This is a genomic window from Haemophilus sp. HMSC71H05, from assembly GCF_001838635.1.
Taxonomy (GTDB): Bacteria; Pseudomonadota; Gammaproteobacteria; order Enterobacterales; family Pasteurellaceae; genus Haemophilus_D; species Haemophilus_D parainfluenzae_R.
Map to the genome: position 1 here is coordinate 133,341 of NZ_KV838028.1, position 18,768 is coordinate 152,108.

Annotated in this window: 18 protein-coding genes; 11 read left to right on the forward strand and 7 right to left on the reverse strand. The window is 40.4% G+C overall.

Annotated features, from left to right (window positions below):
* Positions 1-4 precede the first annotated feature (4 nt).
* The 9 genes from HMPREF3279_RS04465 (at position 5) to pdxH (ending at position 8,847) form a co-directional block, all read left to right on the forward strand.
* The gene (locus HMPREF3279_RS04465) at positions 5-1,681 is read left to right on the forward strand and encodes a fructose-specific PTS transporter subunit EIIC (protein WP_070868208.1); all 1,677 of its coding nucleotides are present in this window, start codon (positions 5-7) and stop codon (positions 1,679-1,681) included.
* 85 nt (positions 1,682-1,766) lie between these two features.
* A complete protein-coding gene (locus tag HMPREF3279_RS04470) occupies positions 1,767-2,024 on the forward strand; it encodes an FAD assembly factor SdhE (RefSeq protein ID WP_049366673.1) in 258 nt (85 codons plus the stop codon).
* Positions 2,025-2,141: 117 nt separating this feature from the next.
* A complete protein-coding gene (rpoE, locus tag HMPREF3279_RS04475) occupies positions 2,142-2,717 on the forward strand; it encodes an RNA polymerase sigma factor RpoE (RefSeq protein WP_014064431.1) in 576 nt (191 codons plus the stop codon).
* Between the two features lie 21 nt (positions 2,718-2,738).
* Positions 2,739-3,320 carry a sigma-E factor negative regulatory protein gene (locus tag HMPREF3279_RS04480; protein ID WP_049366672.1) on the forward strand — a complete coding sequence of 194 codons (582 nt, stop codon included), beginning with the start codon at positions 2,739-2,741 and terminating at the stop codon, positions 3,318-3,320.
* 70 nt (positions 3,321-3,390) lie between these two features.
* Complete coding sequence (gene rseB, locus HMPREF3279_RS04485; protein WP_049366671.1) at positions 3,391-4,335, forward strand: sigma-E factor regulatory protein RseB; 945 nt, start codon at positions 3,391-3,393, stop codon at positions 4,333-4,335.
* Between the two features lie 135 nt (positions 4,336-4,470).
* Positions 4,471-4,980 carry a molybdopterin-guanine dinucleotide biosynthesis protein MobB gene (gene mobB / locus HMPREF3279_RS04490; protein WP_049366670.1) on the forward strand — a complete coding sequence of 170 codons (510 nt, stop codon included), beginning with the start codon at positions 4,471-4,473 and terminating at the stop codon, positions 4,978-4,980.
* A complete protein-coding gene (locus HMPREF3279_RS04495) occupies positions 4,959-6,368 on the forward strand; it encodes an MDR family MFS transporter (protein ID WP_070868209.1) in 1,410 nt (469 codons plus the stop codon). The genes mobB and HMPREF3279_RS04495 overlap by 22 nt, the downstream gene beginning before the upstream one ends.
* A 133-nt stretch (positions 6,369-6,501) precedes the next feature.
* Positions 6,502-8,148, forward strand: a complete 1,647-nt coding sequence (locus HMPREF3279_RS04500; RefSeq protein ID WP_049366668.1) for an ABC transporter substrate-binding protein — start codon at positions 6,502-6,504, stop codon at positions 8,146-8,148.
* A gap of 66 nt (positions 8,149-8,214) precedes the next feature.
* Complete coding sequence (pdxH, locus tag HMPREF3279_RS04505) at positions 8,215-8,847, forward strand: pyridoxamine 5'-phosphate oxidase (RefSeq protein ID WP_049366667.1); 633 nt, start codon at positions 8,215-8,217, stop codon at positions 8,845-8,847.
* Between the two features lie 76 nt (positions 8,848-8,923).
* Here the strand turns inward: pdxH and HMPREF3279_RS04510 are convergent, their stop codons facing one another.
* Genes HMPREF3279_RS04510 through HMPREF3279_RS04520 form a run of 3 tightly spaced genes read right to left on the reverse strand, consistent with a single transcriptional unit; the run spans position 8,924 to position 11,814 of the window.
* On the reverse strand, positions 8,924-10,030 hold the full coding sequence (locus tag HMPREF3279_RS04510) for a Gfo/Idh/MocA family protein (protein ID WP_014064423.1): 1,107 nt from the start codon (positions 10,028-10,030) through the stop codon (positions 8,924-8,926).
* Positions 10,031-10,040: 10 nt separating this feature from the next.
* Complete coding sequence (locus HMPREF3279_RS04515; protein WP_049366666.1) at positions 10,041-11,114, reverse strand: Gfo/Idh/MocA family protein; 1,074 nt, start codon at positions 11,112-11,114, stop codon at positions 10,041-10,043.
* Positions 11,104-11,814: a FadR/GntR family transcriptional regulator gene (locus tag HMPREF3279_RS04520; protein WP_049366665.1), complete on the reverse strand. Its 711-nt coding sequence runs from the start codon at positions 11,812-11,814 to the stop codon at positions 11,104-11,106. The genes HMPREF3279_RS04515 and HMPREF3279_RS04520 overlap by 11 nt, the downstream gene beginning before the upstream one ends.
* 173 nt (positions 11,815-11,987) lie before the next feature.
* On the opposite strand from HMPREF3279_RS04520, the gene HMPREF3279_RS04525 reads away from it, so the two are divergent.
* Entirely contained in the window at positions 11,988-13,214 is a 1,227-nt protein-coding gene (locus HMPREF3279_RS04525; protein WP_049366664.1) for an MFS transporter, read from the forward strand.
* A gap of 155 nt (positions 13,215-13,369) precedes the next feature.
* A complete protein-coding gene (locus HMPREF3279_RS04530; RefSeq protein ID WP_070591041.1) occupies positions 13,370-14,755 on the forward strand; it encodes an SLC13 family permease in 1,386 nt (461 codons plus the stop codon).
* Between the two features lie 70 nt (positions 14,756-14,825).
* Here HMPREF3279_RS04530 and HMPREF3279_RS04535 read toward each other — a convergent pair whose 3' ends face one another.
* The 4 genes from HMPREF3279_RS04535 to HMPREF3279_RS04550 are packed head-to-tail and all read right to left on the reverse strand — an operon-like array spanning position 14,826 to position 18,721.
* A complete protein-coding gene (locus HMPREF3279_RS04535; RefSeq protein WP_049366662.1) occupies positions 14,826-15,917 on the reverse strand; it encodes an extracellular solute-binding protein in 1,092 nt (363 codons plus the stop codon).
* Between the two features lie 19 nt (positions 15,918-15,936).
* A complete protein-coding gene (locus HMPREF3279_RS04540; protein ID WP_049366661.1) occupies positions 15,937-16,788 on the reverse strand; it encodes an ABC transporter permease in 852 nt (283 codons plus the stop codon).
* Positions 16,785-17,654, reverse strand: a complete 870-nt coding sequence (locus HMPREF3279_RS04545; protein ID WP_014064417.1) for an ABC transporter permease — start codon at positions 17,652-17,654, stop codon at positions 16,785-16,787. The genes HMPREF3279_RS04540 and HMPREF3279_RS04545 overlap by 4 nt, the downstream gene beginning before the upstream one ends.
* Positions 17,651-18,721, reverse strand: coding sequence for an ABC transporter ATP-binding protein (locus HMPREF3279_RS04550; RefSeq protein WP_049366660.1), 1,071 nt, complete (start codon positions 18,719-18,721; stop codon positions 17,651-17,653). The genes HMPREF3279_RS04545 and HMPREF3279_RS04550 overlap by 4 nt, the downstream gene beginning before the upstream one ends.
* Between the last annotated feature and the right edge of the window lie 47 nt (positions 18,722-18,768).

Below are 18,768 nucleotides of genomic sequence, written 5' to 3' on the forward strand. Positions count from 1 at the left end.
TGTAATGAATTTGTTTTTAACTCAATCTCCGCAAATTGGTGCGGCAAAAGCCTATTTACTTCGCCAAGCATTGAGCATGGCAGCAAAAAAAGCCAATCATACTGTGGTTGAGCAAGCCAAAGAGGCGGATTTAGTGATTGTTTTCGGATCTACTTTGCCAAACTCAGCTGAACTTGTGGGTAAAAAAGTCTTTTTAGCCAATGAAGATGCGGCGATTGCATCACCTGAAGTCACGCTGACGAATGCGCTTAATCAAGCAGTGGACTATGTTAAACCGGCTCAAAGTGCGGTTGGATTTGGCGGTGTTTCTGGCGTCAAAAATATCGTCGCAGTTACGGCTTGTCCAACGGGTGTGGCACATACCTTTATGTCTGCTGAAGCCATTGAAACCTATGCGAAAAAGCAAGGTTGGCAGGTAAAAGTAGAAACGCGTGGCCAAGTGGGCGCAGGTAATGAAATTACCCCTGAAGAAGTCGCTGCAGCAGATTTAGTCTTTGTTGCAGCCGATATTGATGTGCCGTTAGATAAGTTCCAAGGAAAACCGATGTATCGTACGTCGACTGGTTTGGCGTTAAAGAAAACCGCACAGGAATTCGATAAGGCATTTAAAGAAGCGAAAATTTACGAAGGTGGCGCAGCAAAATCTTCTGCGAAATCAGAAGAAAGCGGTGAGAAAAAAGGTGTTTATAAACATTTGATGACCGGGGTATCGCACATGTTACCGTTGGTGGTTGCCGGTGGTTTGTTAATCGCAATTTCCTTTATGTTTGGTATCGAAGCCTTCAAAGATGAAACAATTTTCCATGGTATTCCAAAAGCCTTAATGGATATCGGTGGCGGTGCAGCATTCCATCTGATGATTGCAGTATTTGCCGGCTATTTGGCCTTTTCTATCGCAGACCGTCCAGGGCTTGCGGTAGGTCTTATTGGCGGTATGTTAGCCACCACGGCGGGAGCAGGGATTTTAGGTGGTATTATTGCTGGTTTCTTAGCGGGTTATGTGGTGAAAGGATTAAATGCAACCATTAAATTGCCGGCAAGTTTAACTTCCTTAAAACCGATTTTAATTCTCCCGCTCTTTGGTACCTTGATTGTCGGCCTTGCCATGATTTATGTGATCAACCCACCGGTTTCACAAATTATGACTACCTTAAGCGATTGGTTAAAATCCATGGGTGAAGTCAATGCGATGGTCTTAGGTGCGATTATCGGTGCGATGATGTGTATTGATATGGGTGGTCCAGTAAACAAAGCGGCTTATACGTTCTCTGTGGGAATGTTAGCCTCTCAAGTTCACACTCCAATGGCTGCCGCTATGGCAGCCGGTATGGTGCCGCCAATTGGAATGGCGATTGCAACTTGGATTGCTCGCAGTAAATTTACCCGTAATCAACGTGATGCAGGTAAAGCTTCTTTTGTCTTAGGTTTATGCTTTATCTCTGAAGGGGCATTGCCGTTTGTGGCTGCCGATCCATTACGTGTGATTATTAGCTCGGTTATTGGTGGTGCAACTGCGGGTGCGATTTCAATGGCATTAAATATTTCTCTGCAAGCACCACATGGTGGTTTATTTGTCATTCCGTTTGTCTCTGAACCATTACTCTACCTAGGTGCAATTGCAACGGGGGCATTATTAACTGGCGTGGTTTATGCCGTGATTAAGCCGAAGGCGACAGAATAATCGATTCTTTGATTAAAAAAGTGCGGTAATTTTTAACCGCACTTTTCATTTATCAGGTATAATTACAATGGTTTAGGGAGAAATTATGGATAAATACAATAAACTCCGCATTGAATGGGATTGTCGTCGAGGTATGCTTGAGTTGGATAAAATCATCATGCCTTTTTATAAAGCGCATTTTGACCAACTGACTGACGACAAAAAAGATATTTTTATTCGTTTACTCGCGGCCACGGATTTACAGCTTTTTTCGTGGTTTTTTAATGGCAGTCAATCAGACGATGCCGAAGTGCAAGCGATGGTTGAATATATCCAAGATATGCAGAAAACGAATGTCCGTTAATTTTTTTGAAATTTTTTATACATAAGGAACTTTTCAATTTTAACTCTGTCTGATAAAGCAACAATAGCTTGCTGTCTTGAATATATGAAGGCGTGTTAGACGTAGCATAGGAGATATATGGCTGAACAGCTAACAGATCAGGCTTTGGTAGAAAGAGTGCAGCAAGGCGATAAAAAAGCCTTTAATTTATTGGTTTCTCGTTATCAAAATAAAGTAGCCGGACTTTTAACCCGCTACATTTCTCATAACGACATTCCAGATGTTGTACAAGAATCCTTTATTAAGGCCTATCGTTCCATTGAATCCTTTCGGGGCGATAGTGCATTCTACACTTGGCTATATCGAATTGCCGTTAATACGGCAAAGAATTACTTAACGGCACAGGGGCGCCGTCCACCGAGCGAAGATATTTTGGCTGAAGATGCCGAAAGCTACGATGTGGGAACCCATCTACGTGATGTAGATACCCCTGAAAATGAAATGTTATCTAGCGAATTAGAAAAAGTGGTATTTGATACCATTCACAGTTTGCCAGAAGATTTAAGAACCGCGATTACCCTGCGTGAGCTTGAAGGGTTAAGCTACGAAGAAATCGCAGAAATAATGGATTGCCCAGTAGGCACTGTACGTTCTCGCATTTTCCGTGCTCGGGAAGTGATTGAGAACAAAATACAACCGCTTATGCAACGTTAAAATAAAGTCGGAGTTTATAAAATGCAAAAAGAGTTACTTTCAGCCTATATGGATGGAGAAGAAGTCAGTGCCGAGTTGACGGAACAACTTTGTCAGGATAAAGATTCACAAGAATCTTGGGCGGCGTATCACACAGTAAGAGCAGTTATGCGTAAAGAGTCACCAGTATTATTAGGTGCTGATTTTACTGCGAAAATGGCTGATTTAATTGAATTAGAAGAAGTAAAACACGTTGAGATTACTGTTTCTCAACCAACACCAGAAGAAGCAGACAGCTTACCATTTGTGCAAAAATTAAAAGCATTCTTTGCACCAATGACACAAATTGCGGTGGCTGCAGGTGTGTGTTTAGTGGCAGTAGTAGGTGTCCAATCATTTAATGCGAAAAGCACGTCGGTTACACCAGAAAACCCTGTTTTACAAACCTTACCATTTAACAGTTCAGTTCAAGAAGTAAGTTACAACGCTCCGACCAAAGATGTAGCCACTTCGGAACAGGTTGAACAAAAAAATCGCCGTATTGGTACGATGTTACAAAACTATGAATTACAGCGTCGTATGCATGCAGACAGCTTAAATGTGGGTAGCAACCAAGCGAAATAATTACAGCAATTAATCGATAATTCACCACCTTAGGCGTGGTGAATTTTTTTATGGATCAATTGATTTATTTATGAAAAAAACGTTTCTCAAATTAACCGCACTTTTAGGCTTATTCTTGTTGCCTTTCAGGGCATTTGCAGAAGAGCCAATTCAGTCATTAAATAAAATGTCGCAAGCCATGAGAGATTTAAATTATGAGATTGCTTTTGTGCAAACGACACCAACGAATATGGACTCGTTCCGCTATCGCCATATTAAGCAAGGGCAAAAAGTGTATGCACAGTTGGTGACATTAGATGGTGAGCAACAAGAGATCATCCAGCGCGGTAATTTAGTCAGCTATTTCCAGCCAGGTTCACGCGCTTTCACGATTAACAGTGGTGAGATTGTGGATGCGCTTCCGGCAGTGATTCGTACTGATTTTAGCAAGCTGAGTCAGAATTATGACTTTATTAAGCTTGGAAAAGACCGAATTGCAGGCCGATTTGTCGATACTATTCGCATTGTGCCAAAAGATGATTTTCGCTATCAATATCTCGTTTTCTTAGATGAAGAAAATGGTTTGTTATTACGTGGCGATATGCTTGATAGAGAAGGCAAGTTATTGGATCAGTTCCGTGTGGTGACGTTATATATCGATGATCGTCTACGTGGTTTAACGGATTACCTTAATAAGGTGTCAGTGCCGCCACTTTTAAATGAAGGAAAACAAGAGTCATCCCTTTCAATCAATTGGAAAACTGATTGGTTACCGCAAGGGTTTGATTTAATTCGCCAGAATCAAGATGTGATAGATGGTGAAGTGATTGAAAATGCGTTATTTAGTGATGGTCTTTTCACTTTTACACTTTATATCAATAAAGCTGATAGCACCGCTGCAAAAGAAAACACTTGGAAACAAGGGGCTTACACGATTTACAGTGAAGTCATAGGCGATAAAGAAATTACCTTTATCGGACAGCTTCCAATTGCCGCAGCGAAACGAATTGTACAAGGTGTAACATTCCTAAAATAATTCAGTAGCAGTGAGAAAGTTGCTATTTTGTTTCCCCTTGCTATACTTTCTTCACCTAATGGATTTTGATAGCTAAACCCCGTCCTGCGGGGTTTTGTTTTATCAAGTGCGGTCATTTTTCTTAAGGTTTTTACAATGAATAATCCCCTTCCTCTTCTTGGCATCACAGGTTACAGCGGTAGTGGCAAAACCACATTGCTGGAAAAATTGCTTCCTCAATTAATTAAAAAAGGCCTACGTGTTTCAGTGATTAAACACAGCCATCACAACGCTCATGTGGATAAAGAAGGAAAAGACAGTTGGCGAATGAAAGAGGCGGGGTCTGCGCAAGTTATTATGGCTTGTGATATTCGCTGGGCGTTGATGACAGAAACCCCTCAAGAACCAGTTTCATTAGCCTATTTAAGTCAACAATTTGATCGTCATTTAACGGATTTAGTTTTGGTGGAAGGATTTAAACAAGAACCCATTCCAAAGATTCTATTGCATCGACAAGAGATGACAAAAACATTGCCGGAATTAGATGAAAACGTGTTGGCTTTAGCAACCGATTATTCGCTTGAAACTGACCGCACTTTATTAGATATTAATCACATTGAACAGATCGCTGAGTTTATTTATCAATGGTGGAAAAAGACGCAGTAATAGAACGTCAGCATTACAAAGGGCTGGCTTGGGTGGCTTCCATGGCTTTGTTTATGCAAAGCTTGGATGCGACTATTTTAAATACTGCCTTACCCACCATCGCAACAGATCTACAAACCCCTGTCTTTGAAATGCAAATGGCGATTATCGCCTATTCTCTTGCCGTTGCTTTATTTATTCCTTTAACTGCTTGGGCGGCAGCTAAATTTGGTACGCTTACGGTTTTCCGTTCAGCTGTTTTTACCTTTGTATTCGGTTCAGTCGCTTGTGCGATGGCAACCTCTCTCGAGACCCTTGTGCTTGCACGGATTCTCCAAGGTGTTGGTGGAGCATTTATGATGCCTGTAGCCCGTCTTGCCATTATTCAAACTGTACCGAAAAATCAATTAATTAATGCCTGGAATTTAATGGCTACAGCAGGACTCATCGGCCCGATTCTTGGCCCGATTTTAGGTGGTTGGCTTGTGGTGCATACGTCATGGCATTGGATTTTCTTAATCAATATTCCGATTGGCATGTTAGGTTTTTGGGCAGCGGCTAAAGTGATGGGAAATCATAAGGGTAATGCGAGTAAGTTAGACTGGACAGGCTTTTTACTCTTTGCATTTGGTTTAGTCGGTTTAACGCTCGGGCTTGATTTACTGGGCGAAAGTCACCGTGACAATATGACTACATATAGTGCATTGTCGATTGGTATTGCATTATTGGTGGCCTATTATATTTATGCAAAAGGTAATGAGCGTGCAATTTTGCCTTTATCTCTTTTCAATACAAGAACATTTCGATTAGGCATTGCAGCTAATATCTTTATCCGTCTTTCCGGTTCGGCTGTGCCATTCTTATTGCCATTAATGTTCCAACTTTCTTTTGGCTATTCAGCTGAAGAGTCAGGCTGGTTGCTTGCACCCATTGCGCTAATGTCTGTTGTATTTAAACGTTTTATTGGGCATATCTTAAATATCTTAGGTTATAAAACCACGTTAATTTTATCGTCACTTTTAATGGCAGGCTCAACGGTTTCCATGTCATGGCTTGATACCTCATCATCAACGACGTGGATTATATGTAATCTGATGTGGTATGGTGCCTGCATGTCGATGATTTTTACCTCAATTAATACACTTACCGTTGGCGATCTATCACAGGCTCAAAGCGGTGTAGGCTCAACAGTGTTGAGCATTGTGCAACAAGTGGGGATCGGATTTGGTATCGCTGTAGCATCTATTATTTTGACGTTATATCGTCAATTCATGGGTAACGACGACGGCGCATTACAACATGCTTTCAGTTATACATTTCTGACCACTTCTGTTTTTGCTATCGCACTAGTTTGGATATTGAGTTATTTACGTAAAACAGACGGGGATCATTTGCGGAAAAAACGCTGATATTGAATGTCTTAGTCTAATTGGTTATAAGAAAGATCTTTTTCTTATTTCGTAAAAGTTTGATTTGCTTATATCTTAGGTAAAATTTTATATTCATGTTTGGGTGTTTTGCCCGATTAAAGAAGGAAAACTTATGAAATTAAAAGCGACCTTAACTCTTATTGCTGCCAGTTTGTTTTTAGCGGCTTGTGATCAATCTGGTTCTGCGGCAAAAGAAAATGCGAAAGCAGAAACAACAAAACCTTCAGGTAATAACACATTTGTGTATTGTACAGCGAAAGCACCACTTAGCTTTAGCCCAGCATTAGTAATGGAAGGTACATCTTACAATGCAAGTTCACAACAAGTGTATAACCGTTTGGTTGAATTCAAAAAAGGTTCTACTGATCTTGAGCCAGCCTTGGCTGAAAGTTGGGAGATCAGTGACGATGGTTTAACTTATACTTTCCATTTACGTAAAGGGGTGAAATTCCATACGACAAAAGAATTTACGCCAACACGTGATTTTAATGCGGATGACGTGATCTTTTCTTTCCAACGTCAGTTAGATCCTAACCACCCTTACCACAATGTATCAAAAGGGACTTATCCGTATTTCAAAGCAATGAAATTCCCAGATTTATTAAAATCAGTTGAGAAAGTGGATGACAACACCGTTCGTATCACCTTAAATAAAAAAGATGCGACTTTCTTAGCAAGCTTGGGTATGGACTTTATCTCTATTTACTCAGCTGAATATGCAGATGCGATGTTGAAAGCGGGTAAACCAGAAACGATCGATAATAAACCGGTGGGGACAGGTCCGTTTATTTTTGTGGATTATAAAACTGACCAAGCGGCACAATATGTAGCAAATGAAACCTATTGGAAAGGTCGTACACCGCTTGATCGTTTAGTGATCAGTATTGTACCCGATGCGACTACGCGTTATGCGAAGTTACAAGCGGGTTCTTGTGATTTAATTCTCTTCCCGAATGTGGCGGATTTAGCCAAAATGAAAACTGATCCAAAAGTACAGCTTTTGGAACAAAAAGGTTTGAACGTGGCATATATCGCATTCAATACGGAAAAAGCACCGTTTGACAACGTGAAAGTGCGTCAAGCATTGAATTATGCGGTGGACAAAAAAGCGATTATTGACGCGGTTTATCAAGGTGCAGGCACTGCAGCGAAAAATCCATTGCCACCAACAATTTGGAGTTATAACGACGAAATCCAAGATTATCCGTATGATCCAGAGAAAGCGAAACAGCTTTTAGCGGAAGCAGGTTATCCAAACGGTTTTGAAACGGACTTCTGGATTCAACCGGTGGTACGTGCGTCTAACCCAAATCCAAAACGTATGGCTGAACTTGTGATGGCAGACTGGGCGAAAGTTGGCGTAAAAGCAAATCCAGTCACATTTGAATGGGCTGACTATCAAAAACGTGCTAAAGCAGGCGAATTAACGGCAGGTATCTTCGGTTGGTCAGGTGATAACGGTGATCCGGATAACTTCCTTTCTCCGTTACTTGCGAGTGCTAACGCGGGCAACTCAAACTTTGCGCGTTTCAAAAATGCTGAATTTGATGCCTTATTAGATAAAGCGATTGGCTTAACCAATAAAGATGAGCGTGCTGCACTTTATAAACAAGCACAAGTGATTTTCCATGAGCAAGCGCCATGGATTCCAGTTGCACACTCTGTTGGTTTCGCACCACTTAGCCCTCGCGTAAAAGGCTACGTACAAAGCCCATTTGGCTATGATGCGTTTTATGGCGTGAGTGTTGATGGTAAATAATTAACGGACTATACTAGCCCTTGCAACTGCAAGGGCTTTTTGTTTTCAAGCAAAAGGAGAAAGAAAATGGACTTACATGATATTCGTGAGGATTATTGCAAACAGGCGCTTTCTCAGCATGATTGCGATCCAAATCCGATAAAACAATTTGAAAAATGGCTCAATGAAGCAATTACAGCCAAAGTCAATGAGCCGACAGGTGTTAATGTTGCGACAGTCAATGAAGACGGCCGACCAACAAGTCGAATGGTACTGTTGAAAGAAGTGAACGAACAAGGATTTGTCTTTTTTACGAATTATCACAGCCGAAAAGGTCGTGCCATAGAACATCATCCTTTCGTCGCTCTGACATTCTTTTGGCCTGAATTAGAACGTTCTGTTCGTATTGAGGGCAAAGCCGAAAAAATCTCGCCTGAACAATCAGATGAATATTTTGCAACTCGCCCTTACACCAGCCGAATTGGCGCTTGGGCCAGTGAGCAAAGTGCGGTCATTTCTAGCCACAAATCTTTATTAGCGAAAGCGGCACTGGTTGCAGCAAAACACCCATTAAACGTACCTCGTCCACCACATTGGGGCGGTTATCTTGTAATTCCTGATCGCATCGAATTCTGGCAAGGTCGCCCAAGTCGTTTACATGACCGAATTTGTTATTTATACAATGATGGAAAATGGGAAAGAGAGCGGTTATCGCCGTAAACTCTTTAAAAACATTATAAAAAAACAACCGCACTTTGATTTTTCAACCAAAGTGCGGTTAATTTTTACATTATTTTTATTTACCGATGATTTCTGCTAAATCAACTTTGCGGTTTTCGTAACGAGAACGGGTACATGCATCCGCAGTAGCGATAGCCGCGCGGGCAGCTTCACCGGTGAGTAATTTTACAAATTCCTCTGTTGGTTCCATTCCATGAAGAATGTCGTTTAAATAACGCATTTCTTTTTTCATGATAGAACTCAACCAGAGCGGTGTGCGTTTACCCGGTTTACCATATTGAATTGCACCATCCATTTCTGTGCTGTTGTAAATACGGGTACGGTCATCATCTTCTTCTTGGGTTTCGTGAATGAGGAAATAGGTGTCTTTTCCATCTACACGAAGGGTACCTTTGGTATTGTACATATCAAGTTTGATCGCACCTTTTTCCCCTTGAATTAGTACATAATGCTCACCCCAACGGAAAGCGGAGCCCCATTCGAGAACAGCAAAGCGATTATCATCGTATTCCATGGTGACAAAAATCATATCGTCTTCATCACCGAATTTTTCGCCTTTGTGTGCAACATTGGCAGCTGCCATAGTAACGGTTTTTGGCATACCACCCATAATGAATTGTACGCAGTCTAGTTCGTGAATATGGTGATATAAGTGACCGCCAGATTTTTCACGGATTTTTTTCCATGAAATGGTTGGTTGTTGTTCTTCCCAACCGTTACGTGCGGTGTGGCAGTAAAGCACTTTACCGATCACGCCTTGATTGATTAATTCTTTGGCATGGTGAACACCGTTAAAGAAGTTCATCACGTGGCCAGCCATAAAGGTAACGCCATTTTCTTCGCAAGCGCGGACCATGTCGTCACAGTCTTGATAGCTTAAGGCAATAGGTTTTTCACAGAAAACATGTTTTTTGTTTTTCGCCGCAAGAATGACCGGTTCTTTGTGTAAGTAGTTTGGAGTGGCAACAATCACACAATCCACCTCAGGGGAAGTGACTAATTCTTCAAGCGATTTTGCCGCTACGCATTGTAATTCTTGGGCAATGGTTTCACCATTTTCAGGGTCGTATACCATGGTAATCTGTGCATCATCAAATTCATTCATGAAACGGGCTAAATCTGCACCAAAATAGCCAACGCCAACAACACCATATCGCATCATAATAAACTCCTTATTTTTTCACTGAGATTTGTTTTTCCGTTACCATGGATTGCTTCGCTGCTTCTGCAACTTCGATGGCTTCAGTTAAACATAGACTTAATGGACTGGTTTTTCCTTGCGTTAAGTGCTCCACCACACTTTGTACTTCGATTTCAGCGGCTCGGCTTAACCAAAGTTGGCAAGGTGCGTGGGTGACATTATATTGCTGTGTGCCTTTTGCACTTTCGCGTAAAGATAAATCAGCCTCAAATTCATCAAATAAATCAACGTGTTCTATTTTTCCATCTAGATAATTAAATGTGACACTTGAGGTAAAGAAATTGACTTCAATCACACCATTTTCACCATGAATTTGAATGCCCCATTGGTGTAACCGATAAGCGGTGCCCATTTCGAGCGAACCTAACACGCCATTTTCAAAACGTAATAACATCTGCAAAACATCGCGACTATCTGGCGTATCGTGATGAGCTTGATTAGCCGCTTGAGCAAAGACCGCCTCAATATCGCCTAGTAACCAACAGAGTAAATCCAGCTCATGAATGAGGTGGAAAAGCTCACCGCCCGTAAGATTGGCATCTAATTTCCACCATTCTTTGTTTGGTAGGTTTTCAATCCAACGTTGGCGCATAGCTCGTGCGACCGTAATTCTGCCTAATTTTCCTTGTTCTAAAGCCGCTTTGACTTTCAACATGCCTGGTAACGTACGTTCCAAATGGCCCACAAAAATGAATTTGCCTTTTTCTTCGGCAAGACGGCGTAAATGTTGGCCTTGGGAAGAACTTAAGGTAAAAGGTGTTTCAATAAAGACATGACAGCCAGCATTTAACGCTAAGATCGCTGGGGAATAATGAGCATAGTTTGGTGTGGCGATAACAACTAAATCAGGTTTGGTTTCAGCCAACATTTCTTCCACACTAAAAAAGGCTTGGCTGCCATATTGGTCGGCGAGTTTTTGTGCAAGAGAAGGATTGATATCTGTCACTGCAATTAAGTTTGCTTGAGCTTTATCAAATGCTGAAGCCAACTGAACGCCAAAAAAGCCGCAGCCGATTAAGGCAATGTTTAATCCATTAGTTTGCATCATGCCCTCCTTGTTGTAAGCGTTGGCGAATACTTTGGAAATATTGCAAAATCGCGCGTTGCATGCGTACCAAATCATGCGCTTCTACCGCATCAATTAATTCGCGATGCTGCATGGCTGATTTTTCAGGCGAAAGTGTTGGTGGCGGTAAGCCTTTTTCCACTTGTTGATAAATTTGCCAAAACGCATCTAAATATTGAATCAGTAACGGGTTATTTAATGGTTCATAAAGTTTTAAATGAATGTGGTATTCATCTTTAGGCGAAAATTTTTGCTCACGAGCATTTTTTTCCATGTTTGCCACTGATTTTTGCAAAAGTGCGGTCTGTTCTTGGCTAATTTTTCCCAACACCATCGGAGCAAAACCGTATTCCAAAATTTCCCGAATATCCAAAATATTAATCAGCTGATTATGATCATTATGCAAATTCAGTTGGGTGTGAAAGCTTAATCCACGAATCATGGGTACAAGAGATGATTCACTCACAAAGGTGCCGACGCCATGGCGAATGTCTAAAATGTATAGCGCCTCTAAAGATTTAATGGCCTCACGCAAACTGGAACGGCTCACTCCGAGCTGTTCAATCAGCTCATTTTCTGTTGGCATTAAATCGCCGGATTTAAGATTTTGTTTGATGATGAGCGATTTGATTTTATCCTGCAAAACGAGACTTGCTTCTTTTTTACTTGTTTTTTTCATTTCTGTTCTCATTTTCTAATCTATTTTCTGAATTTGTGATCCAGCTCTCATTCTCTCTAATTGACATAGGACATCATACGTCTTATCTTTATTTATGCAAGCAGAAATTAGCAGTGATTTTAAATTCTGTGATCTATACCACAAAATTCTCAAATACAAGGAAGGAGGTTGTTATGGCAACATCATTACCATGGTATAAAGAAGTCAGTCCTACGCAAAAAAAAGCGTTATTTGCGGCTTGGTTAGGTTATGTTTTTGATGGCTTCGATTATATGCTTATCACTTATGTGCTTTTGGATATTCAAAAAGAATTCGCCATGAGCACAACGGAAACATCTACATTATTACTTGCAGCGTTCGTCGCACGTCCATTAGGTGGGGCGATTTTTGGTAGTTTTGCCGATAAATATGGTCGTCGTTTGGCGATGATTGTTTCCATTATCACGTATTCCGTTGGCACATTCTTGTGCGGTTTATCCACCAGTTATATTTGGCTTTTCATCTTCCGTATGATTATCGGCATGGGGATGGCGGGTGAATATGCGTGTTCTTCCTCCTATGCCATTGAAAGTTGGCCACAACATTTACGTACAAAAGCCAGTGCATTCTTAGTGAGTGGCTTTTCTATCGGTAATATTCTTGCTTCTCAAGTGATTCCTTGGGTTGCACAAGCTTATGGTTGGCGTATGGCTTTCTTCATTGGTTTAGCACCAGTCGCTTTAGTGCTCTACGTTCGTCGCCATGCACCTGAAAGTGAAGAATGGGCGCAAGCAAAAGCGGCGGGTAAAGTGAATAAAGTTCCACTTACTGACCTATTCACTAAAAAACAATTACCAATTACCTTAATTATTTTCTTAGTTTGTTATTCAATTTTTTCCGTAAACTGGCCGGTAGTAGGCTTGCTTCCACTTTACCTCAAAGAAAACGGCTATGCTGAGAATGTTAAATCACTGATGTTCTGGGCAGGCTTTGGTATCCTCATCGGTACCTTAATTGCAGGCTTTATCGGGGACAAATTGGGTGAGAAGAAAACCTTTGTATATAGCTTATTGTTATCACTTTTCTTCCTCTTCCCAGTATTCTATTTGCCAGAAAATAATGTATTAGCGCTTGGTGCGTTGCTCTTCTTCTTACTTGCAACTAACTTAGGGATTGCCGGTTTAGTGCCAAAATATATGGCGACGTTCTTCCCAGCTGAAATGCGAAGCACAGGTATTGGTTTCATCTATAACTTCGCAGCGATCGGTGGTGGGGTGTCTCCAGTGATTGCCGCGGCCCTTAGCGAAAGAGTGGGACTTGGTTCAGCCCTTGTGTATGTCACCTTATTCTGGACAATTGTCCTTGTTGCTCTCGTTGGATTAAGATTGCCAGAACGAATTCAAGCTCGTATGCAACAATAAAAAACGAAAGCAAAACAGACCGCACTTTTAGGTGCGGTTTGTTGTTTATACAAAAATAGTTTGAAGCGTGTCACAAATTTGTTAAAAATATGTTTCAATTTTTTCGGTTAAATGCTAATTAATAATCTCCCCTATCGTTTTATAGGAGATTGTATATGCAAACTCAACAAACCTTTCTCTCTAAATATAAAAGTCTCATTATTCTTGCCTTAGACTTTGTCTTCATGTTGGTGTTAATCAAAATACTGCCATTTTCTGCTCAAGAGAATCGCGGGCTAGCCTTGCTGATTTTCATTGGTATATTATGGTTAACGGAAGCCTTTAATATTACCGTAACATCCCTGATGGTACCTGTTTTGGCCATAGGATTAGGCTTGATTAATACACAAAAAGCCCTTGCGCCATTCTCTACGCCAATTATTTATATGTTCTTTGGGGGATTTGTGGTGGCTGCGGTGTTACAAATTCAGAATCTAGACAAGATTATTGCGAATTACATTATTCGTTTAGCCAAGGGAAACTTAAAACTTTCTATCACCTATCTGTTTACCGTAACGACATTCCTTTCTATGTGGATTAACAACACCGCTGTGGCAGCCATGATGTTACCGCTCACCATGGGGATGTTAAAAGGTATCAATGCAGAGAAAAATCATCGGTTGTACGCCTTCGTATTATTAGGCATGGCATTTAGTGCCAGTATTGGTGGCATTGGTACCTTGGTGGGAAGTGCTCCGAATGCGATTTTGGCATCTCAAATTCAAGTGACCTTCACGGAATGGCTAGGCTACGGTTTCCCGGTGATGGTATTGCTTGTGCCTTCAATGATTTTTTCTTTATGGGTGATTTTACGTCCAGACTTTTCTGTGGATTTTAATCCATCACTTGAGAAAGTCAGTTTTAACCGAAAAAATATCATTACTTTGCTGATCTTTATCGGCATGGCAATTATGTTGCTTTTCAGCTCTCTCTTAAACCCATGGATTAGTGCTTTCCTTGAATTACCGAAAAAAATCGAAAACTTTGATACGGTAATTGCGCTATGCGTTGTGATCTTTATTTGTATTTCAGGCGTGGCGACTTGGAAAGAAATTCAAGAGCGTGTTGAATGGGGCGTGCTCGTTTTATTTGGTGGTGGTTTGACACTCAGCATTGTGATGAAAGATTCGGGTGCCAGTAAGATTATGGCGGATAGCATCGTTCAGTTTGTACAAACCAAACCACTTTGGGTACTTTGCTTTGTGATAACTGCATTTATTATTTTCTTAACAGAATTCACATCGAATACCGCCAGTGCTGCATTGATTATGCCAATTGTGATTTCAGTGGCACAATCTATGAATTTACCGCCTATCGCTTTAGCAGCGATTATTGCTTGTGGGGCAAGTTGTGCATTTATGTTGCCAATCGCTACACCGCCAAATGCTATCGTGTTTGCAACCGGAAATGTGAAACAACTTGATATGGCGAAAGTCGGTTTGATTCTAAACCTATTCTGTATTGCCATCATCGGCAGCATGACTTATTTTGTTTGGTTGTAAATGTGGTTAAAATTGACCGCACTTTATTAGCCTATAAAAGTAAACCGCACGTTAAAGTGCGGTTTATTGTTTATCTCGAAATAACCTCTTTTGTGAAGGCTTCCATTTCGGCTTTACGCCATGGTGTTGAGAAGAAAATAGTATCTTTCAAGCCAGATTCACTATTGAGTGGACGAACACCGAATTCTTGGTTTAATTTCTGTTGTACTTCAGGTGAGGTAATCCAATGTACGAAAACAAGTGATGCGGCTGGGTTCGGTGCATTTTTTGCTACGGTTACAACATTACCACCACCAGGCATCCCAAATTTTGGTACATAGAATTTTAAGCGGTCAGTAATCGCACCTTGTTTTTGCAAACTGAACAAGTGGTCTTGCCATGCGGAGACAATTACTAACTCACCGTCGTTTAAACGGGTTAAACTATCAGCATTCGAAGCGGTACGGATTAGCGCATCTTTTTTACTGCTGAACCAATCCCAGGTTTTCTTCCAATTAGCAATTTGTGCTTCATCGATTTTATCGGTACGATAATCATAATCACCATTGATGTACACTAAAGCTCGTTGAATGAAGGCATTACCCGAGCTACCACCATTTGGGTCAGAATAGCCGAATTTTTTGGGATTTTTATCAATATAGCTTTCCATATCAGCCCAAGATTGTGGCAATTCCTCTTCTTTAATTCGCATAGGATCATAAGCTAGACCAGTTTGATTACCCCAGTAACCTACAGCTACATCGCCTAATTCAACACCTTGTAAGTGGTGATTTAATTTATCGAAATTTGGTAAGTTATTGAGTTTTACAAGAATGTCATTTTTCGCTACGTTGCCTAAACGGTCAGCATTTAACACAACCACGTCCATTTTGCCGGTTTCTAGATTTTTTTCAGCAATCAGTTTATTGATATTACCGTCCAAGGTGCCTTCAGGTACTTTGACTTTAATACCGTATTGATTTTCAAATTCTTTGACAAAATTACGGAATTGCGGCTGCAAATACCAAACGCTAACTGTCAATTTTCCTTCTTTTTTGGCCAGTTCTTCGATTTCACTCCAAGATTTACCACTTAAGTCTGTGGAAGCCGAGGCGAAAGTGCTGATAGCCAAGGCGGCAGCGGTAAGACCAATGGATAGAAGTTTACGGATATTTTTTTGCATAAGATGCTCCTTGTGAAAATTATGCTTTTCCTGTGGATTGAGAGAGATAATTCCCTTTCAACAATTTTTCGATAATCATCATCAAAATAATGTTTGGTACCAACAAAATAATCGATACAACGGCCGCATTCGGACGAATAAAAGAATAACCGAGGAAAGAATATAAAATGGTTGGCACGGTAATAAAGTCTGGTGAGCCGATAACGAAAGCGATAGCAAACTCTTCAATACTTTTCACTAAACAGAAGATAATTGATGCTAAAAAACTAGGTTTTAACATCGGCATATACACGTCTTTGAAAACGGTAAATTTAGATGCACCTAAGTCACGGCTAGCATCAATAAGGTCTTGCGGTACAGAAGAAAAGCCCGCGGATAAAATCCGAATAGCATAAGGTAACGTGAGTACAACATGCCCAATAACAATGCCGATGAATGGATTATTAATATTTAAATCCAATAACATGCGGCTAAAGAATAGGGCAATAATCATGCCTGGAATAACCAATGGAATCAGTGTTAATAATTCTGCTAATTTTTTACCTCTAAACTCCATACGTCCAAATGCATAAGCTGTTGGGAGAGAGAGTAAAATAGTGATCAGAGAAACCGTAGGCGCAATGGTATAGCTATTAAACATTGCTTCAGGTAAAGAGGTGGTTTCCCATACAATTTTCCAACGCTCAAAAGATAATGATTGAGGGAAAATATCTGGATAACTCCACGGTTTAGCGGGATCTACCAATGACCATAAACCTGCCATTAAAAAGGGTAAGAACAACCAAATAAAATTAGCAAGAATAAAGAACGCTAAGGAAATACGTGCGATTAATCGACCATTTTTCGTTGTGATTTGTACGGAACTACTCATTTGACTTCTCCACGTTTGACGGCTAATGGTTTAATCAATAATGACACTAGGATGGTGAAGAAGGCAGAGGTCAACATAATAGTTAATGCCATGACCGCACTTTGATTCCACTCTTCAAATTCATAGGCAGACATTTGCATTAAACGTGCTAAAGAATAGGTACTACGAGGACCAGCAATACTATAAAAGGCGAAATCACCGAGTGCGCCAATAAATATTAAAATAAAAGAAACTTGTACCGCACCTAAGGTTAGTGGGAAGATCACATAACGAAAACGTTGCCAAGGACTCGAACCTAAATTAGCTGCTGCATCTAATAAATCAGTTTTCAGTGAATTGACCGCGCCACCAATAAGAATTAAAGCAAAGGGAATGTTTTTCCACATTTGTAAAATCACTACCCCCCAACCAAATTCATCATTTTGTAAGGTTTTCGGCTCGTCCCAAATGCCTAAATAAACAAATACCTCATTAAGAATGCCGTGGTAAGAAATCATATTGACGAACAAAAAGGCGGCAACCAATCCAGGTACCAACATAGGTGCCCGCAAGATGGTGATGATCGTTACCTTGGCAGGCAATTTTTTACGCAACCACATAGCAATGGGATAAGCCACGATGATGGATAAAATGGCCCCTAATAAAGACACTTTTACGGAATAAATATACGAATTTTGGAATACAGGACTATTTAATACGGCTTGCCAATATTCCAAACTAAATTGACTTTCTTCCCCGCCCATACTGTATAAACCAAGGCTTTGAGAGACGACAATGTAGAATGTGGACCCCATTAAAAATAGGATCGTACCTAAACCGCTGCATAGTAATAACCATGCTTTTACATCATTTTTGAGACTTTTCATTTTACGGACTCCAAGAATTTAATCGCATGGCGGGGAACCGTAAAGGTGAGTTTATCGCTCAAATTCGGGCATTTTGTTAGTTGCAGACGTAATTTTTTCTCTTCATCATTACGTTTAATGATTCCTTGCACTTCCGTGATATTGCCCATAAAAGCGGTGTTGATGATATCTACTGTAATTTGGTTTTCCGCTTCCGTTTGTGCGTTTGGTAACAATTCAATGTCTTCTGGTCGAAAGCAAATATAAATTCGTTCAGATTCCGGTTTTTTCTCAGAAAATACGGTGAAATCGCCAAAAATAGAACTCACTGCATAAAGATTGTCACCGATGTTTTTCACATTGGCTTCCGTGATATTGGCAATGCCAATAAAATCTGCCACAAAGCGGTTTTTAGGATGATGATAAATATCTTGAGGAGAGCCAATTTGCTCAATAGAGCCCTTATTTAACACGATGATTTTATCTGACATAGTTAGGGCTTCAGCCTGATCGTGAGTCACATAAATACTCGTCAAATTATATTGTTTTGAGAGTTGCTTAATTTCAAAACGTACACTTTCGCGTAATTTGGCATCTAAGTTAGAAAGTGGTTCATCAAATAAAATCACATCTGGACGAGTAACCATGGCTCTGGCTAATGCGACACGCTGTTGTTGACCTCCAGAAAGCTCATTAGGTAATTTCAATTTATGAAATTCTAAATCCATTTGCTTCAATGCGAGATCTAAACGCTGTTTTTGTTCTTCAATATCAATTTTACGTTGCTTTAAACCATAGCAAATATTGTGAGAAACGTTGAGGTGAGGGAAAAGGGCATAAGATTGGAAACACATGGCTGTATTGCGTTTTTCTGGAGGAACATTGTTAACATTTTTTCCTCCAATAAGGATTTCACCTTCATCAGCCACATGAAATCCAGCGATTAATTTTAATAAGGAGGTTTTACCACAGCCACTTGGTCCTAATAAGGTGACAAACTCGCCTTCTTCAGCGGTAAAAGTAATATTATTTGCTGCGTAAAAGTCACCAAATTTTTTTGTAATATTTTTTATTTCTAACTTTGCCATTTTTACATCCTCTATTTGGCTTACAACGATAGAGGTAACCATAAAAC